A 25,507-nucleotide genomic window follows, 5' to 3' on the forward strand; every position below is an offset into this window, starting at 1 on the left:
CTTACTCAGCGGCCTCGGTGACACCAGCGAGGATATCGCGGATTTCTGCTTCTCTGATGTCGTCATGTTCGGCGATCACCACCATACGCGAGCGGCGGTCTTCACCGGGCTCCCATGGACGGTCATACTGGTGACGCACACGAGCACCCACGGCCTGAACCAGCAGGCGCATAGGCTTGCCTTGAACGGCGGCATAGCCTTTGACGCGCAGGATGTTCAGCTCATTGGCCAGACGCTCGATCTTGGCGACCAGATCGGCAGGATCGGACTGTTCCGGCAGATCAACGATGATGCTTTCGAAATCGTCATGCTCGTGATCGTGGTGACCGTCGTGATGCGATGGGCGGGCGTCCATGTCATCCTCAGCAGCTGCTTCCAGACCAAGAACAACGCGGACGTCCACGGCACCTTCGGCCACTTCGACAACGGGCATCGGGCGAGGGGCTTCGGCGGCGATGATCTCTTTCGCTTTTGCCACGCCTTCGGGACCGGCCAGATCAGGCTTGGTCAGCAGGATGATGTCGGCGCAGGAAATCTGATCCTCAAACACCTCGGATAGGGGCGTTTCGTGGTCGATCGAGTCATCGGCCAGACGCTGAGCGTCCACCGCTTCGACATTCGGCGCAAAGCGACCGGCGGCGACGGCCTCGGCATCGGCCAGCGCGATCACGCCATCAACGGTGATCTTGGAACGTATATCGGGCCAGTCGAACGCCTTCAGCAACGGCTTGGGCAGGGCGAGGCCAGAAGTTTCGATCAGGATGTGATCGGGGCGCGGCTCCAGCGCCATCAGGGCTTCGATAGTCGGGATGAAATCATCGGCCACGGTGCAGCAGATGCAACCGTTCGCTAGTTCCATGATGTTTTCCGCCGGACAATCCGGGATCGCGCAGGATTTCAGGATGTCGCCATCGACGCCAACATCTCCAAATTCGTTGACCACAACGGCCAGACGCTTGCCCTGCGGGTTCTGCATCAGGTGCTTAACCAGAGTCGTCTTGCCCGAGCCCAAGAAGCCAGTGATCACGGTGACGGGGAGTTTTTCCAAGTTGCTCATTTCAGGGCTCCAATCGGGGGAATGCGGGCTGCGCAGTTTTTGCGGAAATGTTCAGGGCGCTCACGCCATTTGACCAAGCCGTCCTCGGTCGCGAGGTACTTGGTGGCGCCGTCAACGATCACGTCGACATGCTCGGTTTCGTTCAAATGTTCATAGACGAAGGTCCAGCGATCCGGGCCGCCGCGCAGCACGATGGAACAGCCCTCGTTGCAGTTCGACAAGCATTCCACGGCTTTCAGGGTAATCCCTTCCGGCAGCTCCGCCTGTTCAAGCGCCTTGTGCAACAGGGTGCCGGGGCGTTGCGCATCGTCTTCAACGGGCAGCCCGCGTCGACAGGTGGTGCAAACCAGCAATTCGACCGGAGCGGTCTCGGTCATGTCTCTCATCCCCCCAAATCCTCATCGTGGGGGACGGGGTTTCATGCGGGTCCCTTGACCCGACACCGGAACACCCCGTCCGGTTTCATCTTCGGGCGCTGGCAGGTCTCCCGGCTTGCGGATGTCAGAGTTGTCCTCTGTCGGATGTCCCGCCTTCCCGGCTTTGCGCCAGTGGCTTGGGCACCCTCTCCGGTCACGGTCGCGGGGGCGGCTGCGCTTGGCGGAAAACCCGTTGACGCATTCCCTTTTCATCTGTTCTCACAGACACCAACACGAGGCTCATGCGGCACGCACCCGCAGCTTGTCAAGCGCGATGCAGCCCAGACCGCTGCGGCACGTTGAAAAGCGACCTGCCAGCGTCGCTAGGCGGCATGAACATGGCGCTGATGCATGGTCGCATGGCCTCAAATCGCAAACGGAGGCGAAATCCATGAAAGTAGGTTTTATCGGGCTTGGGAATGTGGGTGGCAAGCTGTCGGGGTCATTGCTGCGCAATGGAATCGATCTGACAGTTCATGACCTGAGTTCCGATCTGGTCGAGGCCTTTGTCGCGCAAGGCGCCAAAGCGGCTGAAAACCCAGCCCAGATGATGCGCGATTGCGATGCTGTGATCACCTGCCTACCGTCGCCTGCGGCCTCGGACGCGGTGATGCAAGAGATGCTGCCTGAGGTTGGCCCCGGTAAGATCTGGATGGAGATGTCCACCACCGACGAGGCTGAGGTCAAGCGGTTGGGGGCATTGGTTCTGGAGCGCGGAGGGGCCGCCGTCGATTGCCCTGTCTCGGGTGGCTGCCACCGTGCGGCGACCGGCAATATCTCGATCTTCGCTGGCTGCGATCGCGACACCTTCGAACGCATTCTGCCCTTCCTTACGACCATGGGGCGGCGCGTTCTGCACACCGGAGAGCTCGGCTCAGCCTCGGTTCTTAAGGTGCTGACCAACTATCTGGCCACAGCCAACCTGATCACTTGTGCTGAAGCGTTGGTCACCGCCAAGGCCGCCGGGATGGATTTGAACACCACCTATGAGGCCATCAAAATCTCGTCGGGGACATCGTTCGTGCACGAAACCGAAAGCCAGGTGATCCTGAACGGTTCGCGCGATATTTCGTTTACGATGGATTTGGTGAAAAAGGATATCGGCCTCTTTCAGGACGTCGCCGATCGCGCCGGTGTTCCGCTGGAAATCAATCCGGTGATGATCAAGATCTTTGAAGACGGCATCGCCCGGTTTGGCGAGCGTGAGCTGTCGCCAAACATCATCAAACGCCTGGAAGAGGCCACGGGCTTGGACATCCGCGCACCGGGTTTTCCTACGGAAATGCAGGACGATGAGCCGGAAGAACCAGGGTACGAGGTTGTGCCTCAGGGGCGTTCCTTCTGAAAACTGATTTCCAGAGATGTTATTTAGAGGAAGGGGATGTGGAGGCGAGTACCGGAATCGAACCGGTGTACACGGATTTGCAATCCGCTGCGTCACCACTCCGCCAACTCGCCTTTTCAAGTAAAATCAAATACTTGCCGTGGTGTGATGGGCGTTTTAGCAGCTTTCATCGGGGGCGTCCAGAGGATTGCCGTCGATTTTGGGCCGCAAATCAATATTTGTGGGCGGCCGGTCTAAACGGATCGTGAACCAGGCTTGCGGCATCTGGGCCGTTGTCGAGACAGGTCGAGTGTGGCACAAGCCATTTATCCAAGGGATTGAAAAGAGAGATCAGATGTCAGATTTCGCAGCCCGGCGCCGCACCATGGTTGATACGCAGGTACGACCCTCGGATGTGACCAAGTTTCCAATTATCGACGCGATGCTGTCCGTTCCGCGTGAAAGCTTTGTGCCAACTGCACAGCGCGAAGCGGCCTATGTCGAAGGGTTGATCGATCTGGGCAACAACCGCTGCATTCTTGAGCCGCGCACTCTAGCCAAGATGTTGGATGCGCTGAATATCTCCAATGAAGAAATGGTCCTCGATATCGCGTCGGCCTACGGGTATTCGACCGCAATCGCCGCTCGAATGGCGCAGCTGGTGGTAGGCGTCGAATCCGACGAACATCTTGCCTCTGAGGCGCAAAGCGTGCTGACGGAAGAAAACGTCGATAATGCCGTCATCCATGTAGGTCCTCTTGAAGAAGGGGCTGCCGAGCATGGCCCTTATGACGTGATTATGATACAAGGTGGTGTCGAACATGTGCCCGACGCGGTGCTGGACCAATTGAAGGATCAGGGCCGGATCGCATGTCTATTTGTGGACGGGCAACTGGGTACGGTTCGCATCGGTCGCAAGGCCGGTGGTGTGGTCAGTTGGCGGGATGCCTTCAACGCCAGTGCGCTGGTTTTGGACGGTTTTTCCCAAGAGTGTGCATTTTCGCTATAGTCCGCTGACTGTTGTTTCCACCACCTTGATTAGTTGAACATAAAGACGCAAACTGCCGGAGAGGCAGCGTAATTTCGATTTGAGAGGATTTGGTATGCGTGGAAAGACAGCGGGAAAGCTGGTCAAAGCGCTTGCAGTGACTGCGGCCATTGCCCTGAGTACTGTTCCCGGACGGGCCGTCTGGGCTGACAATCTGACAGATGCGTTCATCGGAGCGTATAACACCAGCGGTCTGCTGGAACAGAACCGAGCCCTGTTGCGGGCAGCGGATGAAGACGTAGCAATTGCACTTTCCGCGCTGCGCCCGATCATCAACTGGACGGTTCAGGTCAGTCAGGATTACACGAGAACAAGAACTGACTCCGTCAGAACAAGCACCGACCCGTCGCGATTCTTCTCGGGTCTGACGCTCAGCCAGCTTTTGTATGATGGCGGGGCATCGGTGCTGGGCAAGCAGTCCGCACAGGAAACGGTTCTGTCGACGCGCCAGTCGCTGATCGATATCGAGCAGCAAGTTCTTTTCCGGGCCGCAACCGCGTATCTGAGCGTCCTGCTGCAAGAAGAAACAGTTCAGATTCGGCAAAACAACGTCGATCTGTCGAGCGAGGAACTTCGGGCCTCGAATGACCGCTTCGAAGTGGGTGAAGTCACGCGTACCGACGTGGCTCTTTCTGAGGCGCAGCTGGCCAGTTCGCGCGCGGATCTTGCGGATGCCAAAGGGGATCTCAGCACTGCTCAGGCCGAATATGTGAATGCGGTCGGCAAACTGCCGGGGCGTACGGCTGGGCAGCCGGGGCTTCCGAATCTCCCACGCTCGCAATCCGAGGCAATCAGCCTCGCGCAGCGCAATCACCCGGCGATTCTATCGGCTCAGCACCAGGTGCGGGCGCTGGATTTGATCGTGCAGCAACAACGCGCCAACCTTGGGCCCAATGTCAGCCTGAACGCGGATGCGGGTGTGACGCAGCGATATGACAATGATGACTACATCAACGACGCCACGGTTTCGCTGAACTTCAACCAGCCGATCTATGCAGGCGGTCGTCTTGCAGCCAACGTGCGCCGGGCGATGGCAACCCGGGATTCGTCGCGGGCCAATCTGCTGAACGTGCAGAAGAACATCACGCAAGGCGTGACAGATGCCTTTGTTCGGTTCCAAACGGCAACGGCCAGCCTGACGGCCTCGACCGAGCGGGTCCGGGCCTCGCAAGTGGCCTTTGACGGGATTCGCGAAGAGGCGACGCTGGGCGCGCGAACCACGCTGGACGTGCTGACCGCTCAGCAGGATCTTCTGGATGCCCAATTGGCCGAGGTGGCCTCGCGCACGGAACGGTCCTTGGCGGCATACCAGCTGCTGCAGGCGCAAGGCCTTCTGACGGCTGAACGTCTGGGGCTTGCGGTGCAGATCTATGATCCGACGCTGTACTACAATCTGGTCAAAAAGGCTCCGGCGCAGGTCAGCAAGCAAAGCAAGGATCTAGATCGCGTTCTCAAAGCGTTGCGGCGGGACTGATCTATACTACTGGTTGTGACGCCCGACGTGTTTGGCTACACTTGGTCTCAAGAATAGAGCGGTAGAGAACAATGTCGGATAGCGTCATGACCTCAGGTATCGAGGATGTACTGTCGTCGGTAAAACGACTGGTGAGCGAAGACGGTCGCAAAGTGTCGGATACCGATACTGCGGCCGCTCCACGCAAGCCGGGCCGATTGGTCTTGACGGACGCGCTGCGCGTTGGTGACGCGCCAAAATCCGAACCCCTGAAACTGGAACCTAAATACAGTCCCGAGGATTCGGCAAAGCCGATGCTCCTGCGGGCCTGTGATATTGTTCAGCCGGGCGAAGCAGCCAATCACGATGGTGCTGAGGAGGTCGGCGACGAGACCACGTCGGACAACCCGACCGGCAGCCTGAGTGCCAAGATTGAAGCCCTTGAGGCCGCCATCGCGCGAACCGAGGACCAATGGGAGCCGGACGGAGACAGCGACGACGCGTATTCCGGCACGCCCTCGAAGGCGCTTCACTGGATACCTGCGCCCACCTTTGAAGAAGAGGACGCCGAGGATGTGGATGCGCCCTCAGGCGAGGCGGATGCCGCGACAGAAGAACCGGCGACATTCGTTCGGCATGGGGATACTCCTAAAGCAGACCCAGTTGAAGACGACGCGATTGAGGAAGCGATCGAGGACGAGATCGGGTTGTCTGCGTCCGAGGAGGAGGCCTTGCGTGAGATGATCGCCGAGGTTGTCCGGTCCGAGCTTCAGGGCGCGTTGGGGGAACGCATTACCCGCAATGTCCGCAAGATGGTCCGGCGCGAGATTCATCGCGCGCTGACCGCCAAAGAGCTGGAATAGAAGCTCAGGCCCGTTGCGGCGTCTGAGCAAGCTCCAGCAGTAGATCCAGATCCATATGCTGTTCAAGATGGTCTGCCAGATCATCCAGCGCCTGTTCGACTCCGTCTTCGTATGCGGTCTCGGAGGTGACATCCAAACCCGACAGGTACTGCGCACGGAAGGCATCGGATGAGAAAATCCCATGCAGATAGCTGCCCAGAATGCGCCCATTGGCACTAGCTGCTCCTTCAGGGCGTCCTTGCACCTCAAGCCAGGCACGTGCGCAATCGGGCCCTTCGGTGCGGCCCATGTGAATCTCGTAGCCGCTGACGGGTTCGCGATTTGGCAGGGCGCAAGCCTCGGTCAGGGTCACGTGTTTCTTGCCCGCCATGACCGTGTCAACGTCCAGTAGCCCTAGGCCCTCAACCGTGCCGGGGCGGCCATCCACTCCTTCGGGGTCTGAGATCGTTTTCCCTAGGATCTGATATCCGCCACACAGACCTAAGACGTAACCACCACGGCGCACATGCGCGAAAAGGTCGATATCCCAGCCCTGTTTCCGGAAATAGGTAAGATCACCGATGGTCGATTTACTGCCGGGCAACAGTACCAGATCGGCGTCGCCGGGCAGAGGGCGGCCTGCGGGGATGATCTCGACGCTCACACCGGGTTCGGCGGAAAGCGGGTCCAGATCGTCGAAATTGGCCATGCGCTCCAGTTGAGGCACCACAACCTTGCAGGCCCCACCCGTATGAGAGCGGATATCCATCATATCCTCGGCGGGCAGCTTCCAGGCATCGTGGAACCATGGCACAACACCCAGGCAAGGCCAGCCGGTCCGCGCGGCGATATCATCGCGCCCTTCATCAAACAGAGATACATCGCCTTTGAAGCGGTTGACGGCAAAGCCACGGATCATCGCCAGATCGCCCTCGTCCAGCACGGCCTGAGTGCCGACGATCTGCGCAATAACGCCGCCGCGATGGATGTCGCCCACTAGCACCACGGGAACCCCGGCGGCGCAAGCGAAACCCATATTGGCGATGTCACCTTTGCGCAGGTTGGTCTCAGCCGGGCTGCCCGCGCCCTCGATCAGGACCAGATCAGCGTCGCCGCACAGCCGGTCAAAGCTTTCCAGAGCGGCACCCAGCAGTTTGGATTTGTCCTTGCGATAGTCGCCCGCCTTCATGGTTCCGGCGCGCTGCCCCTGCACGATGATCTGCGCGCCGGTGTCCGTTTCGGGCTTGAGCAAGATCGGGTTCATATCCGTATGAGACGGGCGTTTGGCTGCGCGCGCTTGCAAGGCCTGTGCGCGTCCGATCTCGCCTCCGTTTTCTGTCACAGCCGCGTTGTTCGACATGTTCTGCGGCTTGAACGGTGCGACCTTCAGACCGCGCCGCGTGAACGCCCGCGCCAGCCCGGCAACCAGAACCGATTTGCCGACATTGCTGCCGGTGCCTTGAATCATGATGGCGCGAACCATTGGCGTCTCCTATACGTTGGGGGCAAATGACCTGATTTGACGCCAAAGGGAAAGCCCCAGATGAACACGCCTGCGCATCTTTTGATCGGCGCAGCCGCCTTTGCGCGGCCTGCACGAGGGCGCATACTTTGGGCAGCTGTACTGGGCGCGCTGTTGCCGGATCTGTCGCTCTACCTGATGGCGGGGGTGTCGCTGCATATTCTGAACATTCCACCCCATGTGGTGTTCGACGAACTGTATTTTTCACCGCAATGGCAGACGGTTTTCGCCATCGATAACTCGTTCATCCTGTGGGGGCTGGCACTGGCGCTGGGGCTTTGGCGGGGATGGCGAGTCCTAACGGTCGCGGCATCGGCAGGGCTATTGCATATAATGATGGATTTCGGGCTGCATGCGGGGGACGGGCGCCCTCACTTCTGGCCACTGAGCGATTGGGTCTTTCACAGCCCGGTCAGCTATTGGGACACGTCGCATCACTCGATTTGGGTTATGCCGGTGTCAATCGCGCTATGCGTCGGCTCTTATGTCGTGCTTTGGAGCAGGGGGCTTTCGTTGTCCGCAAAGCTCTTCTTCGCGCTGCTGCTGGCGGCCGAGATCTGGGTCGCACGGCAATGGGTTCTGTTCTTCTAGGCAGAGCCAAAGAAAAACGCGCCCCAAAGTCTGGAGGCGCGCTTTTTCGTAGTGAAATCGCCTTGGATCAGGCGGCTTCGGCTTGTTGGGCGGCGTTGCGACGCTCGCTTTCTTCGCGTGACAGGGCGACGGAAGTCCGCACACCACGGCCAACGAAGTCCATCAGTCCGCTAACAACCCGCTCGTTCGGGTCAATACCCGCGCAGGACAGCACCTCGCGACCATCGCGCGAACGGGCCCAGCGGGCGATTTGTTCGGGGCCATTGCCGTATTTCTTGTCATCGGCGATGGCATCATCCAGTGCGGCCAGCACAACAGCCGCGAAAAGTTTACGCGCACGATTGCCTTGCTCATTGTTAAAGGCAGTGCCGTCAACGAAATCTCTCATCTCGTCTTCCTTGTTGTTCTTGCTCTTGCATTTTCGGCGTGACGGTCCTTATGACCTATTAGCTCCGATTCGGATACAGCTAAAATGCATAGTTGCGTTGCGTCATTTGCATGGCTTGCTGCATGTGCAGCACTAGGTGTCGTTGTCTTGTCAGGGATGGTCCTGCCAGATATAGGGACGACAACTGACGCATCAACCGTTTGTGAAGGAATTATGTCATGCCCAAGATCAATGGGAACGAAATTCGCCCCGGCAACGTGCTTGAGCATAATGACGGGCTGTGGGCGGCTGTAAAAGTAGACCACGTAAAGCCCGGTAAAGGCGGTGCTTTCGCACAGGTCGAATTGCGCAACCTGCGCAACGGGTCAAAACTGAACGAACGGTTCCGGTCGGCGGATAAGGTCGAGCGTGTTCGGCTGGAGCAGAAAGATCAGCAGTTCCTGTACGAATCTGATGGCATGCTGGTGTTCATGGATGCAGAGACCTATGAGCAGATCGAACTGCCTGCCGACCTGCTGGGCGAGCGTCGCCCGTTTCTGCAGGACGGCATGACCATCGTGGTCGAGTTCTACGAATCCGAGGCGCTGAACGCCTCGCTGCCACAAAAGGTCACCTGCCAGATCGTTGAGACCGAACCGGTGGTCAAAGGTCAGACGGCTGCGAACTCGTTCAAACCGGCGGTTCTGGACAATGGCGTGAAGGTCATGGTGCCTCCGTTCATCGGTCAGGACGAGATGATCGTGGTGAACACCGAAACCATGGAATATTCCGAGCGCGCCTGATAGCCGCACATTTGTACTCCGAATAGGCCGCGCCAGCCTGCCGCTGCGCGGTCTATTCATGCGCGGTGGCGATAGCGTGTCGGATCAGGGCCAAACAGCTCTAGCATCAACTCATACTTGATCCGGTTGGCGCTGACTTGCCGGTAAAAGGCGATCAAGAAGGCCGTGGGTCCCTGAATGCGGCCCAGGCCACTGGTGGCGGCCACAACGGTCCCCACATCGGTTTTTCCTTCAAGCACCAGCCAGCCGCCTAGCATCAAAATGCCGACCGTTCCCGCGCCGTTGATCACGCTCAGCAGGAATTTGGCTGAGAGCTTCCACAGGAACATTCGTTTGCGGGTTTCATAGATGTCGTCGAACAGGGCATTGATATCCTGCTCGACCGCGTCAAGATCCTCGGTCGTCAGTTGATCTGTCGCACTGCGCAGGATGCGGACACGTTCAGCCACGAAGACATTCACTTTGCGCTGCGAGACCAGAACGATGATGATCTGCGGCACGATCATCGAAAAGGCGATCAGGCCCAGCCCCGGCTGCGTGGATGAGATATAGCCGATGACACTGATCAACGTGCCGATCTGGACCACCGGGTCCGAGAATGCGCCGCCTGCGAATTTGCCCAGCTCCTCCGCCTCGGCCGAGATTGCCGTGGTCATGGTGCCCTTGCGCACGCTCTCGCCGGTTTCGTTGATGTCTGAGGACCGCCAAAGCAGGCGTTGACGGATCAAGCGGATCATGTCCTCGCCCAAAGTACCCGCGCGGTAGCCCAGAACCCATTTCAACGCGAGGCTCAGCAAGATCACCCCCATCATGCCAAGCCCCAGATAGACCAGGCGTTCCGCCCCAACATCGAGCGAGGTCAGATGGTTGACGATTGCGCGTTGAAACTCCAGCGGAACAGCGGCCAGAGCGGCCACGGCCACCGAGAGTAGGATCAGTAGGATCTGACGCCCGGCGCTTGCGCGCCAGATTGCGGAATAAAGTCTGAGCATGCGGGTATCCGGTTCATTCGAATAGCCGCACTGTGGCAGGGCAGGGACCGGGGTTCAAAGGGTCAGCGCCCAGACCGCTTTGGCCACGTGCCGATTGGGCAACAAGTATCAGTCGATCAGACGGACCGTAGCCGCGTCGGCCTGCATGTCACCGGTTGCCCTATCAAAGCGCAGATAGGCGATGGCGTGGCCGCCCGATTGTGTGAACAGGGTGCCCACCGGCTTGCCATTGGCCTCAATTGCGCTGCCTACAGGGGCTGCCCCGTCGATGGCGACGCGACACAGTCCTTTGCGCAGCTCGGTCTTGTGTTTCATGCGCGCGGTCACTTCCTGACCAACATAGCAGCCCTTTTTGAAGTCGACGCCTCGCAGCGGCTCAAATCGGGATTCGAGGATATAGCTGTCCGGATGCAATTCGATTCCGGTTTCAGGGATGCAATGGCGCACGCGGATTGCGTCCCAATCGGTACCATCATCGCTTTCGGTTGACGCGACATAGTCTCGCCAGCCCAAGTCAGGATGACGCGGGTCAGGTAATGCGCCTTCTGGCGTAGGCCCCGTTCCGCGATGCAGATTCAGGTCCGAGACCTCGATCGCCACGTCCGCCCGCAGCTTGTACATGCTCAACCGTTTGATCAGGCCATCCGCCAACGACTCAGCCACGTCCAGCAACACGGCGTCGCCGTCGCGTTTTAGGAAGAAATCGGCCAGATATTTGCCCTGCGGCGTCAATAGGGCGGAATAGACCAGCCCTGCATCCAGCCCGCTGATGTCATTGGTGATCAGGTCCTGCAAAAAGCTCTCAGTATCCGAGCCGGTCAGGCGCAGTATGCGACGGGTTGCCATGGCGTGGTCCTTATCATCTGCCTCGGCCCCGAGATATAGGGAGTTTTGCGGTCAAGACCAGTGGGTTTCGGCGCCTTGCAACGCCCGAACTAGCTGTCTGTCTGCGGATTTCTTGGGCTGTCAGGCGCTGTTTCGGCCACCTCCTGCGGCGCGTCAGGATGCAACGTTGTCCGCAGCTCGACAATGGATTTCCCCAATCGGAAGGGAGCGGCAAAGCTGACAAGACACAGCGCCACGATCTGCAAAACAAGAATGTGGGCGTTGGCCTGCAGATACTCCCATTCATCTTTCAGCTTGCTGACCTGCTCGATCAACTCATCATAGCTTTGGGCGAGGATCAGATAGTCTCCGGCAATCGCGGGGACCTTGCGGCGCATATTGTCGATGGCGGTTTGGGTTTCGTCATCCAGCGAGGTGAATACCAGAAACTGTTCAATATCGAAGGCATCGGCTTTGGCAGCCATCTCCTCCATCTCATCCTTGTCTTGTCGTCCGAACAGGAAGTGCAAACCCTGCAGGGGGGCGACCTCATTCGTTACGGCGATGAACAAGGGCAGGTCGGTATTGCTGGCGGTTGAGGCCGACAGAAACTCGACCTTTTCGCACAAGACGCCGGTGTCGGGGTCATAGGCCGGGTCGCAAAACCGCAACCGGAACCGCGCCGCATCGCGGTCAAAGGCCGAGGACGCCGCGTATGCCACATCTATCTGCCGATCCAGCCGCGAGCTGTCGGATGTATAAAGCCCTGCCAGGACGGCCACCAAGGCACCGATCCCCCCGAGGACGACCCAAACCAGATCGGCCAGCTTCCACGCCCTGTGCCCGGCCGGTTTGCGAAACAGAAAGCCCGTTCCAACCGATCCGATCAGGAAGAACATGATCAGCAGAGGCAATTGGTTTTCGGTCACAAATGTCATGAGGCAAGTTTAAGTGGTCCGCCCTCTCACGCAACAGCGATCACGCGCAGTTGTTTCGTCTTTCAGGATGATCATACTGGGCGGAAATAGGTGGGAGGTTTTGATGACGAAGCATATTGTCCTGATCCACGGCGCGTTTGCCGGCCCTTGGTGCATGGAGGACTACGCCGGTTTCTTCCGTGACCGCGGTTGGTCGGTCCACACCCCAGCGCTGCGGTATCACGATGCCGACCCTAAGGCTGAGCCAGACCCGGGCCTGACCGATACCAGCATCATGGACTATGCGGACGATATAGCTGCGTTGGTTGAAGGGCTCGACAGCAAACCCGTGCTACTGGGCCATGCCGTTGCGGGGGTCGTGGCGCAACAGGTCGCCGCGCGCGGCCTGGCCAGCGCCATTGTTCTGATTAACCCTAACGCGGCCTGGGGCACTCTGCCCGAGACCGACGACGAACGCGCCGTTCCACGTGCGTTGATGGAGGGTGGGGCCTTCTGGAAGCAGCCGATGCGGGTTGATTTCGATCTCATGGCCCCGTTCGCGCTGAATAAGCTGCCCGAGGCGCAACAACACGCGGTCTTCGATCGGCTCGGCCCGGAAAGCGGGCGCGTGATGTTCGAGATGTTCTTCTGGATGTTCGACGACCACCACGCGATGAAAGTGGAAATCAACAAGGTCGAATGCCCCGTGCTGATCGTTTCCGGCACTGAGGACCGAGCCGTGAACCCCAACACCTGTCGCGCCTTGGCGGACCTCTACGGAGACCGCGCCACCTTCTTGCCCGTCGCAAACCACGCACATTTTCTGTTCATGGAACCGGGGTGGGAGGGACCAGCCGCGCGGATCGCGGACTGGCTGGACCAGAAGCTGGGGTAGGCGCTGGAGGCTTGGCTCCATCAAACCTTGGTGGGCTCCAACTATGTGGGTCGGTCTGACTTTGGCGCCCGTCTAGGTCTCCTGAATGCGCGGACCTGAGGGTGATGTACCCGTCGGCCTCACTGCATGTCGGACTGCAATTCGCGGAAGTACTGGATTGTCGCGCCCAACCCTTCCTGGAGCTGCACTTTGGGTTCCCAATCCAGCAGCTTACACGCCTGCGAGATGTCAGGTTGACGTTGCTTGGGATCGTCCTGCGGCAGGTCCTTGAAGATGATCTGTGTGTCCGACCCCACCTGCGCACGGACTTCAGTGGCCAGCTCATTCATCGAGAACTCGTTGGGGTTTCCAAGATTTACGGGGCCAGTGACGTCCTTGTCCGTGTTCATCAGGCGCAAGAAACCTTCGATCAGATCGTCGACATAGCAAAACGACCGCGTTTGTGTGCCATCTCCAAACACCGTGATTGGCGCACCGGTCAACGCTTGCATGACAAAATTCGACACGACGCGTCCGTCAGCGGGGTGCATCCTGGGCCCATAGGTATTGAAGATCCGGGCTACTTTGATCTCAAGACCCATCTGGCGATGGTAGTCGAAAAACAATGTTTCGGCACAGCGCTTACCTTCGTCATAGCAAGACCGCGGGCCGATCGGGTTGACATTGCCCCAGTAGTCTTCGGTTTGGGGATGGACCGAGGGGTCTCCGTACACTTCGGACGTGGAGGATTGAAAGACTTTGCACTTTAGTCGTTTCGCCAGTCCCAGCATGTTGATAGCGCCATGTGCGCTGGTCTTCGTCGTCTGCACCGGATCGTGCTGGTAGTGAACGGGCGAGGCCAGGCAGGCCAGATTTTAGATTTCGTCCACTTCGACAAAGAGAGTAATTGTCACGTCGCGGCGCAAAAACTCGAAACGCGGATTGCCGTGCCTATGATCAATGCCGCGTTTGTGCCGGCAAACAGGTTATCGAAGCACGGTGCCTCATGCCCCTGATCCAAAAGCCGGCGGTAAGGAAGCGATCCCAGAGGACCCGCGCCCGCCCGTTACCAGAACACGTTTTCTACTGTCATGTATGCGTGCTCAGATCGGATGGGTCCAAGTCATAGTGGGTCCAAGCACGCTGCCAAGTTGCCCAGCCCCAGACAACCCAGAGGGTCAGAAAAAATAGCTGGCCTTCTAGCGCAGGCCATTGCTCAAAATATTGAAGGCGGCTGTTGAGGTCATAAGTGTGTCTTCTCGGCAGCGTTCCAGCATTTCGGCGGCAAAGTCGTAGACGTCAGGGTCAACCGGAATGTTATCTTCCCGAACGACCCTTCGGGATCGTGTACAAAAAACCATGTGATGGCGCCTGAAATGACGCGCCTGCAGCCGATATTCTATTCTCGAAACAGGTTCTGCACCTTTCAGGGCCAATCTCCTTCGTTCAGAATGGAGCGTGTTTTGTTGCAGATTGGGACCTCACTGTCAGACCGACGTCCATCGGCTGCAATGTAAAGTCGTGCCGGTTTGTCTCAAACACGGTCCTATTTTGTCTGTGTTCTTGAAGATCAGAATGAGAATCGGGGGCATTGATAGGTGTTTGCGTTCGTTGCTATGCGCTCGGGTTCGATCCTTACTTTCATACACATTTCAAACCGGTCTTTCCAAGGCACTTTGAGGTGTATCAAATACGACTTGTAGACCCCGCACCTGTCTCAAGCAATCGATCCTACATGAGGCATGTCACACAGGTGTCCTTAAGCGAGTATTCCGATCGTGCGAGCAGGGCAGGCTCTCTGCGCCGCCGCAACAGAGAAAAATGAAGGGCGGTGTGGGGCAGGAATACCGCGAGCAAATATGTCGCCAATAACGGGACTCTATGCTGCGAAAACCCGTTTAGTTGTTGGTCGAAAATGTGCTCTGTGGTCTCCACTTAAGCGTGCCGTCACTGTCTCGATGACAACGCAGCAGGCGCTCTTGTACGGTCGTGATCGTGTTGGTGACGGTGTTGTCGCCGACCATCAGAACGAAAGCGTCCTCGGAATAGGCCAAGCCTTCGTAATAGCAGAACCGGATCTCGGCCCCGTCCGGCATAGGTGATGCAAGGCTAAGCGTTTGCTGCGCGCTAGTCGTTGAGGCCAGCAGGGTTAGCGCCAGCCAGAGGGTGAATGCTTTCATATCGTCCTCCCTTATTGGAAATCAGTTGGTCAAATGGGTCGTGGACGCTCGGAACCTCAGATGTCGTTCTTGGATAACGGACTGCATGTAAGTGTGAACGAGATCAACGGGTTAGGCAAGCGGATTGCGCGCGCCAGCAGAAATGTAGCTTTTCAAGTGCGGGAGCGGCCTAGCAGCGCGAGTGACTTTGGACCCGCACGCCATTCTATCAGATCGCCGAGAATCTCGCCGAAATTCACCGGTGGCGAAAGCGGCGCTCGGTCAATAGTTCTTGATCAGCCCTTCAATCTGCATCAAATCATAAAGGCATAATCTACGAGCAGCTCTACCGCGCTGTCGCAACAAGGGAAGTCAGCATGAAAACAGGCGCAAAGGGTGATACCTACTACGGCAAAACCGCCCGGAACTACGAAAAACGCCGGACCAAGCAGGAATGGTGGGGCGTTGAGCAGCGTGAAATGGCCAGCCTGCTTGATTTACTTCCGGACGGTTTGCGCGTGCTGGATGTGCCCTTTGGTACGGGTCGCTTTGTTCCCTACTACCTGAAAAAGAGCTTCACCGTTCAGGGCCTCGATGCCTCCCACGAGATGCTGGCGACAGCCAAGGACATTCTGGGTGACGATTTCGCCAAATGCACGACCTCAACCGGCACTGCAATGTCGCTGGAGTTCGATGACGGCGCCTTTGACCTCGTCGTCAGCACTCGTTTCATTCGGGACATCATTGTAGCAAGTGACGCGAAAAAAGCGCTAGAAGAGTTTGCGCGGGTGACCCGGAAATATGCGATCATCCAACTGGGCGAAAACACGCGCGATCAAAGTGATCCAGTGGACCCAAATGTGGTGCTTGGCAGCCGGTTATCAGCTGCGGATAACGCCGAAATGTTGGCCTCTGTTGGCTTGAAGGTCGTCGACAAACGTCTGGTGAAAAGCGACGAGAATGAAAACTCTCACATCTATCACTTGCTGTGTGAAAAAGCCGCCTGATGATCGTTGAGATGGTAGGTCTTCCTGGCTCTGGGAAGACAACTCTGGCAAAGGCGGTGCGCGAGGCGGGTAAGCGTGAAGGGGTGGAAATCCTGCTGCCTTATGGCTCGGAGCTCGAGACGCAGCTGATCCCACGTTCACCGCGCTATGTGAAGCGCCACGGCCATCGCAGGCTTTTGTACAGCAGCATCCTGTTTGCCAATGACAACCCTGAGCTGATCGCCTTTTGCAGGCAGATGCGGCCTGAGGGGGCCGAAGCGGATGAGTTCCTGTTTTCCCTCAACGGTGCGCTCTACCAGAACGCTAGGGACATGGGCGAGGGCGTGTGCCTGTTTGACGAAAGCTTCCTTCAGCGTGGGGTGAACCTGTTGATGGACCAATCCCGGCTTGAGACCTACCTGCCGCTTGTCCCTATGCCGGATTTGGTCGTGCTTCTGCATGTCGAGGCGCAAGTCGCCTTTGACCGCTGCATCGTCCGCCGCGGCAGCGGTGATGGCATCCGTGAAAAAGTGACCTCCAAATTCGGGGATGCAGACCAATTCGAGCATCGCGCGGCGTTGAACCAGTTCAGCGTTGATGCGGTCGAAGAGAGAGGGGCCGAGGTCCTGCAACTGGACGGCACAGAGGCCGTTGACCATCTGGCGCAAACCGTTGTTGAGGCGTGTTTGGCGAAATCAAACAGTTGATCCGATTGGATTTGATGTCAGCAGACACCAGTTTTAGGCTGCTTTTCTTGTTGCTGCACGCTATTCGACCAAGGCTTGATACATAGCATCAAGAACACGCCCGACTCACCCCTCAAAGCGGGCGCGACAAGTGTCGCTCTGTTGAATAGGTGTTTCCACCCACCTGGAGTCACCCAAACGATAGGCGCGAGTACCGTGCCTTCGTCGGCGATTGAGTGGATTTTAGTTAGTTGAGTTTAGTTGGGGTGCTGACACCCACTCCAGAAACTCTGAAGTTTTGGTCAAAGCTTAAAATCAACCGGTATTCGAATATCAATTCATAGCGAGGCAGCGAAGAGAGCCAAGATGGACTAACTTCTCTATGCTGCTCGATCGTCCAGCGGGCGGTTACTTGGTAAATCGGCTGAGTGTCAAAGCGCGGTTGGAAATTCTGGGACCATTGCCTATTCAAGCCACTAAATCGAAACTTTTGATACTGTAGCCATGTCAAGGTGCGGTCAGCGCTCCCTAGACTACTTGCAACACGAAAAACGCAAACCTCTGCACCTGATCCCGTTCCCACCTGCTCCCAATCCAATTCAAGTAAGTTTGGCTCTTCTTTTTCGCGCTCACTTTTTTCCAAACAACTTACAACGTCTGGATAGCGCCACAGAGCTAGTCTGTATCTCATCCATTGTGGATGTAGGTTATCTACAACTTTTCCCAAAAAAAGGAAGGGATCGGTTTCTTGATTGGCTAAGTGATCATATTCAATAGTGCAGCTATCGTCGGTGCGGCAACTTTCCCAGAAACCGAGGGGGTTTTCTTCTGCAAGAACAATAAAACAGCTACAAACCCACACGAGTGACGATGCAACGGCCAAGACCTGAGTACACTTATCTAACATTGACCTTACCGAAACATAGCAAAGAGTATTTGGAAGCTCTGCTACCAACTTAAAAGTCCCAAAAATTGAAGCTAGTCAGAAATACCCTGCCAGCGGTAAGTGCTATCTATCTTGTTAAAAACGCGGGTAATTGTTCAACGAACAATCACGCCCGTTGGTCAAACATCCAACTCCTCCACAAACCGCGCATTCTCCTGAATATACTGGAACCGCAGTTCGGGTTTCTTGCCCATCAGACGCTCGACCAGATCGCCGGTCTCGCCGGGTTCGTCCTCGTCGATGGTGACGCGGATCAGTTTGCGGGATGCCGGGTCCATCGTGGTCTCTTTCAGGTCCTTGGCATCCATTTCACCCAGCCCCTTGAAGCGTGAGACGTCGATCTTGCCTTTGCCGCCCAGACCTTTCTCCAGCCATTCGTCACGCTCGGCCTCGTCCAGACAGTAGACGCGTTTCGCGCCTTGGGTCAGACGGTAAAGGGGCGGGCAGGCGAGATACAGGTGACCCGCGTCGATCATGGGGCGCATCTGGGTGAAGAAGAACGTCATCAACAGCGAGGCGATATGCGCCCCGTCCACATCCGCGTCGGTCATGATGATGATCTTGTCATAGCGCAGGTCGTCGACGTTGAACTTGGTTCCAAGACCCACACCTAACGCTTGGGTCAGGTCGTTGATCTCGGCATTCGTGCCCAGTTTCGAACTGGCCGCGCCCAGCACGTTCAGGATCTTACCACGCAGGGGCAAAAGGGCCTGCGTTTTGCGGTCTCGGCCCATTTTGGCCGATCCGCCCGCCGAGTCGCCCTCGACGATGAATAACTCGGTGCCGTCGCGTGTTGAACTTGAGCAGTCCACCAGCTTGCCGGGGAGACGAAGTTTCTTAGTGGCGGATTTGCGTTGTGTTTCCTTCTCGGCCCGTCGGCGCAGGCGTTCCTCAGCCCTCAGGATGAGGAAGTCCAAGATCGCGCCGGCGGATTTCGTGTCAGCCGCCAGCCAGTTGTCGAAATGGTCGCGGACGGAGTTTTCTACCAGCCGCTGTGCTTCGACCGTGGCAAGGCGGTCTTTGGTCTGGCCGACGAATTCGGGCTCGCTGATAAAACACGACACCAGCGCGCAGCCGCCGGTGATCAGATCATCGCGGGTGATCTGACCGGCCTTCTTGTTGTTGATCAGCTCACCATAGGCTTTGATCCCCTTGAGAACAGCCGCCCAGAATCCGGCCACATGGGTGCCGCCTTCGGGCGTGGGGACGGTGTTACAGTAAGACTGGATGAACCCGTCGCGCGAAGGCGTCCAGTTGATCGCCCATTCGACTTTGCCCGGCGTTCCGAATTTCTCGTTGAAGTCCACGGTGCCCGCGAAGGGCTGCTCGGCATAGGTGGAGGAGCCGTTCATCGTCTCCTTCAGATAGTCCGACAGGCCGCCGGGGAAGTGGAACGTGGCCTCGGTTGGCGTTTCACCGTCATCAATGGCAGATTTCCAGCGGATTTCGACACCCGAGAACAGGTAGGCCTTGGAGCGGATGGATTTGAACAGCCGCGCCGGTTTGAACTTATGGTGACCGAAGATCTCGGCATCCGCGTGGAAGGTCACGGTCGTGCCGCGCCGGTTCGGGGCCGCACCGACCTTTTCCACTGGACCCAGAGGGATCCCACGCGAGAAACGCTGCTCGAACAGCGTTTTGTCTCGCGCCACCTGCACGACCATCGAATCCGACAGCGCGTTCACTACCGAAGCACCCACACCGTGTAGACCGCCCGAGGTCTGATAGGCCTTGCCCGAGAATTTACCGCCCGCGTGCAGGGTGCATAGGATGACCTCAAGCGCGGATTTATCTGGAAATTTGGGGTGCGGGTCGATCGGAATGCCACGCCCGTTGTCGCGCACCGTCAGGGCGTAGTCTGCGTGCAGCTCGACCTCGATCCGGTTGGCGTGACCAGCGACCGCCTCGTCCATCGAGTTGTCGAGGATCTCGGCGACCATATGGTGCAAAGCGCGCTCATCCGTGCCGCCGATATACATACCGGGGCGTTTTCGGACCGGTTCCAACCCTTCAAGCACCTCGATCGAGGAGGCGTCGTAGGTGGAGGTCGCGCTGGGCGTCAACAGATCGTCGGGCATCGGTGCTGCTCTTGTTTTTGAGTTTCCCCCATTATGGCAGGTGATGTGGGTCGGGGGAAGAGGGACCCGAGGTCTTGTGGATGGATTGCCTAAATGTCGGCGATTGACATCCTACAAAGACAGCCAAAGCGCCCCATCCCTGTATCCGCCACGCACGGAGTATTCCGGTTGCAAAACCGCGCCAAACTCCTCGGCCCAGTCGCGGAAGCGGTCGTTTGATACGACGATTGCCCCATAATCTTTAGCAACTTGCAGCACCAGGGGGTCGGCGGGCGTGCCGCTGGGGGCCACCATGACGCGATCCTCGGGCAGGTTTAGCAGATCGGCAAGGGCGTTGTGGTGCAGGTAGCGGCCCTTGATCTTGTAGCCCACGTTAGCGTCGAAGACTACGCCGGGCGTTAGACCGGCGCCGGTCAGTCTCTCGACTACTTCTCGCACCGTTTCTATGCGAGGCTCGCCATCCTTCCAATGCATGACATTCGATCCATCGACAACAGCCCAGCTGCGAGGCTTGCGCTTAAGCAATCGTGCCAGGATCAAAAGCGCACTGGCCATGGCGCAAGGGGCAGCTAGCAAAAGCCAATCGGTAGAAATCAGAGAAAGGACGGCAAAGGCAGTAGCGGCGGAGGATAGAAGTAAAGCAAAAATGAGAATACGCACAGTGGCCTCTGGAAATGAACCGCGTCTAGGATGAGGTGTCTGGACGGAGTTCAATCCTTTTGGCATCTGTTTTCAATACCGATTGATTGTTCGCCTCAAATGTAGCCAAGCTGTGTGTGACCTAAAATGTTCAAAGAAAAAGGGGCCTCGTTTCAATGAGCTGGATCAAAACCGTGCCATTTCAGGAAGCGACCGGTAAGCTAAAAAAGTTGTATGACCGGGTGACTGGGCCCGACAATAATGTGGACAACATCATGATGGCGCATTCCCTGCGCCCGCATTCGATGGAAGGCCACATGACGCTGTACAAAAACGTGCTGCATCATTCGGCCAACACGATCCCCAAATGGTTTCTGGAGACGCTCGGCGTTTGGGTCAGTGAGTTGAACACCTGTTCCTATTGCGTCGAGCATCACTTCAACGGTCTGCAACGGCTACTGGCCGATCCGCCAAGGGGGGATGCGATCCGCGCGGCGATTGAGGTGTGCGATCCGGAGGCCGCGCCTTTGAACGCAGCGCAGATCGCAGCGATGCACTATGCGCGCAAGTTGACCGAAGCACCCGGCGCCATGGTCGAGGCCGATGTCACAGCCCTGCGCGGCGCCGGTTGGGACGACGGAGAAGTCCTCGAGATCAACCAGGTCTGCGCCTATTTCAACTACGCCAACCGAACGGTTCTAGGCTTGGGCTGTTCGACTAAGGGGGATGTGCTGGGGCTGTCGCCCAACAATTCCGACAATCCCGATGATTGGGGACACCGCTAGGCTGGTCATCTCGGAACCACCGGTTTTTTCGTCGAAATTCGTTCCAATTTGATCCCAATCAACGCGGGATCTTGCGCTTTCTGCTACCTCGTTCTCAAGACAAGAACAACGAGAGGACAGCTGAATGGAAACGACCGCCCAGAAGAAACCCGAAGCCGTTAACATCAAGGTAGTGCCCACACCTTCACCCGAACCGGTCGTGCCCAGCGCCGAGAAGATTCGACATGCGTTCGAAAGCGGGAAGTACCCCTATGGCCGTAAGATGGCGCGCAAGGACTACGAGGCGCAGAAGGCCAAGTTGCAGGCCGAATTGCTGAAGGTTCAGCATTGGGCTCAGGATACGGGTCAGCGGTTCGTGTTGTTGTTCGAGGGTCGCGACGCTGCGGGCAAGGGCGGTACTATCAAGCGCTTCATGGAACACCTCAACCCGCGTCAGGCACGTGTTGTTGCGCTGAACAAGCCAACGTGGGAGGAGAAAGGCCAGTGGTACTACCAGCGCTACATTCAGGAGCTGCCCACCGTTGGCGAAATGGTGTTCTACGACCGCTCCTGGTACAACCGTGCCGGCGTTGAGCGGGTGATGGGCTTTTGCGATCCCAACGAATATCTGGAATTCATGCGTCAAACCCCGGATTTGGAACGGATGCTGGTACGCTCGGGCATCAATCTCTACAAATACTGGTTCTCGGTCACGCAGGAAGAGCAACAGCGCCGCTTCAAGAGCCGCGAGACCGATCCGCTGAAACAGTGGAAGCTTTCGCCCATCGACAAGGCCAGCTTGGACAAGTGGGACGACTACACTGAGGCGAAAGAGGCGATGTTCTTCTACACCGACACCGCCGATGCGCCGTGGACCGTGGTCAAGTCCAACGACAAGAAACGCGCGCGCCTGAACTGCATGCGCCATTTCCTGTCGACCCTGGATTATCCGGACAAAGATATGTCAGTAGTTGAGCAGCCTGATCCGCTGATCGTCGGTCAGGCGCATCATGTGATTCACCGCTCGGATCATATTCTGGGAACAGCGCTGCACCCGGACGCCAAATCCAACTAAATCGCAAAGTGGAAAGAAGCCGTTGAGTGCCAATTTTCAACGGCTTCTTTCTTTCGGCGGGCATCCATCCAAAGTCTCACACTGAGTTTTTCTTTTCTGCCTTGATTTTGGGCAGGGCGCGGGCCTATGGCTGGCGAGATGACGAAAGTGATGACATATCCCGCCCATTTCCGGGCGATTGCTGTGCTTGGCTTGCCGCTGGTTGGCGGGCATTTGGCGCAGTTCGCAATCGGCCTGACCGATACGGTGATGCTCGGCTGGTACGGGGTTGAGGCCCTGGCCGCAGTGACGCTGGCGAGCAGCTACTACTTTGTGTTGTTTCTGTTTGGGGCCGGATTTGGCTGGGCCGTTATGCCAATGGTTGCGACGGCCGCGGCGGAAGAGGACGAGACTAGCATCCGACGCTCGACTCGCATGGGTTTGTGGCTGTCACTGCTCTACGCCGCGTTGATGATGCCGCTGCTGTGGTGGTCCTATCCAATCCTGATTGCCCTGAAACAGGAGCCGCAGGTGGCGCAGACCGCCTCGGAATATCTTCGCGTTGCAGGATGGGGGTTGTTTCCTGCGCTGCTGGTGATGGTGCTGAAGTCTTATCTGGCCGCGTTAGAGCGTACTCAGATCGTGCTATGGATCACCGTGATCGCTGCGGTCGTGAATGGCGTCACGAATTATGCATTGATCTTCGGCAATTGGGGTGCGCCCGAGCTTGGGGTCATGGGGGCAGCGATTGCGTCCGTGGTGACACAGATCGTGTCTCTGGTTGCGGTTATCATCTATGCGGTTCGGGTTCTGCCGGAGCATAGTCTGTTTCAACGCTTCTGGCGCCCGGACTGGGATATGTTTGGCCGGGTTCTGCGGCTGGGCGTTCCGATTGGCTTGACCACACTGGCCGAAGTCACGCTGTTTGCGACCTCAGCGATAATGATGGGGTGGCTGGGGCAGGTGCCGCTGGCGGCGCATGGGATTGCCCTCAACCTCGCTTCGGCGACTTTCATGGTGCATCTCGGCCTGTCAAACGCGGCGACCATTCGCGCGGGCAATGCGCTGGGCCGCCGCGACCGCGCGCATCTCGAGCGTGGCGCGATTGCGGTTACCGGCATGTCTCTGGTCGTGTCCGTGCTGACGATCATACTGTTCCTAACCTGTGCCGAGCCTCTGATCTCGCTATTTATGGAGGCCGACAACGCGCAGCGCGGCGAGATTTTGGCGATTGGCACCGGCCTCCTGGCCATGGCAGCCCTGTTTCAGCTGGTCGATGGTGCTCAGGTGATCGCGCTGGGCCTTCTGCGCGGTCTGCAGGATGCACAAGTGCCGATGATCATGGCAGCCCTTAGCTATTGGGTGATCGGAATCCCGGCCTCTTACTATTTCGGCTTCGTGCAGGGCATGGACGGGATCGGCGTCTGGATGGGCCTTGTTCTCGGGCTGGCCTTTGCGGCGGTCTTGCTGATGGCGCGGTTCTGGATGCGATCTGTCCGTGAGGTGGGCGTACCGGCCGAGTAACCCTCAGCCGCCTTTCAGCCGGTCCGCTTTCTTACGCACCAGAACTGAGCGCAGATCGTGCATCGCCATCAACAGCCGGTCGGTCACCTCTTCAAGCTGTTCTTCCGAGGCTTTGGACTGCGCCCATTGCGTGGTCAGGTTCAGGTAGTCGACGGCCCGGTGAATATCGTCGATATCACGCTGGGCCAGCAGGGCCTTGCGCGCATCCATCCATCGGGCGATCTCGGCCTTATCGGCCTCGGTCAGGCTGCGTTGGCCATGCGGCTTGACCTCTCCGTTGCGGATGTTGATGACCGCGATCTGATCCATCTCGATCCGCTGCTGCCGGTTCTCGGTGTCGATCCTGAAAACCACGGCCCCGTTTTCTCGGACGCGGAAATAATACTCTTGCAGCTCTGCGGTCATGCGTGGCTCCGGCTTAGGTCAAAGAGGCACAGAAACGCTGGATACGCGTGCAGGCTTCGGTCAAGGCCTCATCCGAGGTTGCGTAGCTGACGCGGAAGTTCGGCGACAGGCCAAAGGCTGCACCGAAGACGACGGCAACGTCATGTTCTTCTAATAGGGCGGTGGCAAAGGCTTCATCCGAGTCGATCACCGTGCATTGCGGCGTGGTCTTGCCAATCAGCCCCGCGATGGAGGGGTAGACATAAAACGCGCCTTCAGGCGTCGGGCAGGTGATTCCGTCGATGGCGTTCAACATGCCGACGACCAGATCGCGGCGGCGTTTGAATGTCTCATTGTTGGGGGCCAGAAAGTCCTGCGTCCCGTTCAGCGCCTCAACCGCCGCCCATTGACTGACCGAGCAGGGGTTCGAGGTCGATTGCGACTGAATCTTGCGCATCGCGGCGATGATTTCAACCGGACCGGCCGCGTAGCCAATCCGCCAGCCGGTCATCGCATAGGCCTTGGAGACGCCGTTGCAGGTCAGCGTGCGATCATAAAGACCCGGCTCAACCTCGGCCGGGGTGCAGAACTCGAACCCGTCATAGGCGAGATGTTCGTACATGTCGTCCGACATGATCCAGACATGCGGGTGGCGCACCAGAACGTCGGTCAGCGCTTTCAATTCGTCCCGGCTGTAGCCCGCGCCCGTGGGATTCGAGGGCGAGTTGAAGATGAACCATTTGGTCTTGGGCGTGATCGCGGCTTCAAGCTGTTCGGCCGTCAGCTTGAAGCTGTTTTCCAACGTGGTCTCGACCACAACAGGCGTTCCGCCGGCCAGCAGGACCATATCGGGATAGCTCACCCAGTAAGGCGCGGGGATCAGAACCTCATCGCCTTCGTTCATCGTCGCCATCAACGCGTTGTAGAGCGTCTGCTTACCGCCCGTTCCGACCGAGATCTGCGCGGGCGTATAGTCCAGCCCGTGATCTCGTCTCATCTTGGCACAAGCCGCCTGTTTCAACTCGGCAATGCCATCGGGCGCGGTGTATTTCGTCTTGCCTGCCGCAATGGCTGCGACGGCTGCATCCTTGATGTTCTGCGGCGTATCGAAATCCGGCTCACCTGCGCTGAGAGCGATGATATCGCGCCCGGAGGCTTTCAACTCGGCCGCTTTCGCTGTCATCGCGACGGTCGGAGAGGGTTTTACGCGTGACAATGTCGCAGACAGGAAACTCATGAGCGGCCTCGGTTTGTAT

General features: G+C 57.9%; 26 protein-coding genes, 1 tRNA gene and 1 riboswitch. Of the genes, 12 read left to right on the forward strand and 15 right to left on the reverse strand.

Features of this window, described 5'->3' with window-relative positions; translation table 11 throughout:
- Window position 1: 1 nt before the first annotated feature.
- On the reverse strand, window positions 2-1,057 hold the full coding sequence (cobW, locus tag ACR0IP_RS00310) for a cobalamin biosynthesis protein CobW (RefSeq protein WP_480523167.1): 1,056 nt from the start codon (window positions 1,055-1,057) through the stop codon (window positions 2-4).
- Complete coding sequence (locus ACR0IP_RS00315; protein WP_480523169.1) at window positions 1,054-1,434, reverse strand: DUF1636 family protein; 381 nt, start codon at window positions 1,432-1,434, stop codon at window positions 1,054-1,056. Before ACR0IP_RS00315 ends, cobW begins: the two co-directional genes overlap by 4 nt.
- Before the next feature lie 83 nt (window positions 1,435-1,517).
- A riboswitch (cobalamin riboswitch) is annotated at window positions 1,518-1,721 on the reverse strand.
- Window positions 1,722-1,747: 26 nt separating this feature from the next.
- Here ACR0IP_RS00315 and ACR0IP_RS00320 point away from each other — a divergent pair.
- On the forward strand, window positions 1,748-2,818 hold the full coding sequence (locus tag ACR0IP_RS00320) for an NAD(P)-dependent oxidoreductase (RefSeq protein ID WP_425083146.1): 1,071 nt from the start codon (window positions 1,748-1,750) through the stop codon (window positions 2,816-2,818).
- A 39-nt stretch (window positions 2,819-2,857) separates the two neighbouring features.
- Here the strand turns inward: ACR0IP_RS00320 and ACR0IP_RS00325 are convergent.
- Window positions 2,858-2,931, reverse strand: a tRNA-Cys gene (locus ACR0IP_RS00325).
- A gap of 221 nt (window positions 2,932-3,152) precedes the next feature.
- On the opposite strand from ACR0IP_RS00325, the gene ACR0IP_RS00330 reads away from it, so the two are divergent.
- From ACR0IP_RS00330 to ACR0IP_RS00340, 3 genes are all read left to right on the forward strand, one after another.
- Window positions 3,153-3,806 carry a protein-L-isoaspartate O-methyltransferase family protein gene (locus tag ACR0IP_RS00330; protein ID WP_170676598.1) on the forward strand — a complete coding sequence of 218 codons (654 nt, stop codon included), beginning with the start codon at window positions 3,153-3,155 and terminating at the stop codon, window positions 3,804-3,806.
- A 94-nt stretch (window positions 3,807-3,900) separates the two neighbouring features.
- Window positions 3,901-5,319, forward strand: coding sequence for a TolC family outer membrane protein (locus tag ACR0IP_RS00335; protein ID WP_170676596.1), 1,419 nt, complete (start codon window positions 3,901-3,903; stop codon window positions 5,317-5,319).
- A gap of 86 nt (window positions 5,320-5,405) precedes the next feature.
- The gene (locus ACR0IP_RS00340; RefSeq protein WP_480523171.1) at window positions 5,406-6,161 is read left to right on the forward strand and encodes a hypothetical protein; all 756 of its coding nucleotides are present in this window, start codon (window positions 5,406-5,408) and stop codon (window positions 6,159-6,161) included.
- 4 nt (window positions 6,162-6,165) lie between these two features.
- Here ACR0IP_RS00340 and ACR0IP_RS00345 read toward each other — a convergent pair whose 3' ends face one another.
- Window positions 6,166-7,623 carry a cobyric acid synthase gene (locus tag ACR0IP_RS00345; RefSeq protein ID WP_480523173.1) on the reverse strand — a complete coding sequence of 486 codons (1,458 nt, stop codon included), beginning with the start codon at window positions 7,621-7,623 and terminating at the stop codon, window positions 6,166-6,168.
- Between the two features lie 60 nt (window positions 7,624-7,683).
- Between ACR0IP_RS00345 and ACR0IP_RS00350 the strand changes: the two genes are divergently transcribed.
- Window positions 7,684-8,253: a cobalamin biosynthesis protein CobQ gene (locus ACR0IP_RS00350; RefSeq protein WP_480523175.1), complete on the forward strand. Its 570-nt coding sequence runs from the start codon at window positions 7,684-7,686 to the stop codon at window positions 8,251-8,253.
- 67 nt (window positions 8,254-8,320) lie between these two features.
- On the opposite strand, the gene ACR0IP_RS00355 is transcribed toward ACR0IP_RS00350, so the two are convergent.
- Window positions 8,321-8,641 carry a DUF6280 family protein gene (locus ACR0IP_RS00355; protein ID WP_108785849.1) on the reverse strand — a complete coding sequence of 107 codons (321 nt, stop codon included), beginning with the start codon at window positions 8,639-8,641 and terminating at the stop codon, window positions 8,321-8,323.
- A 218-nt stretch (window positions 8,642-8,859) separates the two neighbouring features.
- Here ACR0IP_RS00355 and efp point away from each other — a divergent pair, with 218 nt between their 5' ends.
- The gene (gene efp / locus ACR0IP_RS00360) at window positions 8,860-9,423 is read left to right on the forward strand and encodes an elongation factor P (protein WP_170374158.1); all 564 of its coding nucleotides are present in this window, start codon (window positions 8,860-8,862) and stop codon (window positions 9,421-9,423) included.
- A 56-nt stretch (window positions 9,424-9,479) separates the two neighbouring features.
- On the opposite strand, the gene ACR0IP_RS00365 is transcribed toward efp, so the two are convergent.
- The 3 genes from ACR0IP_RS00365 to ACR0IP_RS00375 all read right to left on the reverse strand — a co-directional run bounded on the left by ACR0IP_RS00365 (window position 9,480) and on the right by ACR0IP_RS00375 (window position 12,178).
- The gene (locus ACR0IP_RS00365) at window positions 9,480-10,415 is read right to left on the reverse strand and encodes an ABC transporter transmembrane domain-containing protein (protein WP_170465832.1); all 936 of its coding nucleotides are present in this window, start codon (window positions 10,413-10,415) and stop codon (window positions 9,480-9,482) included.
- Between the two features lie 108 nt (window positions 10,416-10,523).
- A complete protein-coding gene (ygfZ, locus tag ACR0IP_RS00370) occupies window positions 10,524-11,261 on the reverse strand; it encodes a CAF17-like 4Fe-4S cluster assembly/insertion protein YgfZ (RefSeq protein ID WP_480523178.1) in 738 nt (245 codons plus the stop codon).
- 89 nt (window positions 11,262-11,350) lie between these two features.
- Window positions 11,351-12,178, reverse strand: a complete 828-nt coding sequence (locus ACR0IP_RS00375) for a hypothetical protein (RefSeq protein WP_480523179.1) — start codon at window positions 12,176-12,178, stop codon at window positions 11,351-11,353.
- 103 nt (window positions 12,179-12,281) lie between these two features.
- Between ACR0IP_RS00375 and ACR0IP_RS00380 the strand changes: the two genes are divergently transcribed.
- Window positions 12,282-13,052: an alpha/beta fold hydrolase gene (locus ACR0IP_RS00380; RefSeq protein WP_170688926.1), complete on the forward strand. Its 771-nt coding sequence runs from the start codon at window positions 12,282-12,284 to the stop codon at window positions 13,050-13,052.
- Between the two features lie 119 nt (window positions 13,053-13,171).
- On the opposite strand, the gene ACR0IP_RS00385 is transcribed toward ACR0IP_RS00380, so the two are convergent.
- Window positions 13,172-13,903, reverse strand: coding sequence for a GDP-mannose 4,6-dehydratase (locus ACR0IP_RS00385; protein WP_480523844.1), 732 nt, complete (start codon window positions 13,901-13,903; stop codon window positions 13,172-13,174).
- Window positions 13,904-14,929: 1,026 nt separating this feature from the next.
- Window positions 14,930-15,211: a DUF1496 domain-containing protein gene (locus tag ACR0IP_RS00390; protein ID WP_170374150.1), complete on the reverse strand. Its 282-nt coding sequence runs from the start codon at window positions 15,209-15,211 to the stop codon at window positions 14,930-14,932.
- A gap of 356 nt (window positions 15,212-15,567) precedes the next feature.
- Here ACR0IP_RS00390 and ACR0IP_RS00395 point away from each other — a divergent pair, with 356 nt between their 5' ends.
- Window positions 15,568-16,197, forward strand: a complete 630-nt coding sequence (locus tag ACR0IP_RS00395; RefSeq protein ID WP_170374148.1) for a class I SAM-dependent methyltransferase — start codon at window positions 15,568-15,570, stop codon at window positions 16,195-16,197.
- Window positions 16,197-16,883: a nucleoside/nucleotide kinase family protein gene (locus ACR0IP_RS00400; protein WP_170374146.1), complete on the forward strand. Its 687-nt coding sequence runs from the start codon at window positions 16,197-16,199 to the stop codon at window positions 16,881-16,883. Before ACR0IP_RS00395 ends, ACR0IP_RS00400 begins: the two co-directional genes overlap by 1 nt.
- Window positions 16,884-17,109: 226 nt before the next feature.
- Here the strand turns inward: ACR0IP_RS00400 and ACR0IP_RS00405 are convergent, their stop codons facing one another.
- The 3 genes from ACR0IP_RS00405 to ACR0IP_RS00415 form a co-directional block, all read right to left on the reverse strand.
- Window positions 17,110-17,817 carry a hypothetical protein gene (locus ACR0IP_RS00405; RefSeq protein WP_480523180.1) on the reverse strand — a complete coding sequence of 236 codons (708 nt, stop codon included), beginning with the start codon at window positions 17,815-17,817 and terminating at the stop codon, window positions 17,110-17,112.
- A gap of 110 nt (window positions 17,818-17,927) precedes the next feature.
- Window positions 17,928-19,886: a DNA topoisomerase IV subunit B gene (parE, locus tag ACR0IP_RS00410; RefSeq protein WP_480523181.1), complete on the reverse strand. Its 1,959-nt coding sequence runs from the start codon at window positions 19,884-19,886 to the stop codon at window positions 17,928-17,930.
- Window positions 19,887-19,997: 111 nt separating this feature from the next.
- Window positions 19,998-20,441: an NYN domain-containing protein gene (locus ACR0IP_RS00415; protein WP_480523182.1), complete on the reverse strand. Its 444-nt coding sequence runs from the start codon at window positions 20,439-20,441 to the stop codon at window positions 19,998-20,000.
- A 260-nt stretch (window positions 20,442-20,701) separates the two neighbouring features.
- Between ACR0IP_RS00415 and ACR0IP_RS00420 the strand changes: the two genes are divergently transcribed.
- The 3 genes from ACR0IP_RS00420 (at window position 20,702) to ACR0IP_RS00430 (ending at window position 23,867) form a co-directional block, all read left to right on the forward strand.
- Entirely contained in the window at window positions 20,702-21,310 is a 609-nt protein-coding gene (locus ACR0IP_RS00420; RefSeq protein ID WP_480523184.1) for a carboxymuconolactone decarboxylase family protein, read from the forward strand.
- Window positions 21,311-21,434: 124 nt separating this feature from the next.
- Window positions 21,435-22,364: a polyphosphate kinase 2 gene (ppk2, locus tag ACR0IP_RS00425; RefSeq protein WP_170688922.1), complete on the forward strand. Its 930-nt coding sequence runs from the start codon at window positions 21,435-21,437 to the stop codon at window positions 22,362-22,364.
- Between the two features lie 150 nt (window positions 22,365-22,514).
- Entirely contained in the window at window positions 22,515-23,867 is a 1,353-nt protein-coding gene (locus ACR0IP_RS00430; protein ID WP_425083131.1) for an MATE family efflux transporter, read from the forward strand.
- A gap of 3 nt (window positions 23,868-23,870) precedes the next feature.
- Here ACR0IP_RS00430 and ACR0IP_RS00435 read toward each other — a convergent pair whose 3' ends face one another.
- Together ACR0IP_RS00435 and ACR0IP_RS00440 are read right to left on the reverse strand one after the other, a co-directional pair.
- Window positions 23,871-24,272, reverse strand: a complete 402-nt coding sequence (locus tag ACR0IP_RS00435) for a hypothetical protein (protein WP_480523187.1) — start codon at window positions 24,270-24,272, stop codon at window positions 23,871-23,873.
- A 13-nt stretch (window positions 24,273-24,285) separates the two neighbouring features.
- Window positions 24,286-25,488 carry a pyridoxal phosphate-dependent aminotransferase gene (locus ACR0IP_RS00440; protein ID WP_480523189.1) on the reverse strand — a complete coding sequence of 401 codons (1,203 nt, stop codon included), beginning with the start codon at window positions 25,486-25,488 and terminating at the stop codon, window positions 24,286-24,288.
- Window positions 25,489-25,507 lie beyond the last annotated feature (19 nt).

Source organism: Ruegeria sp. AL11, assembly GCF_056540865.1.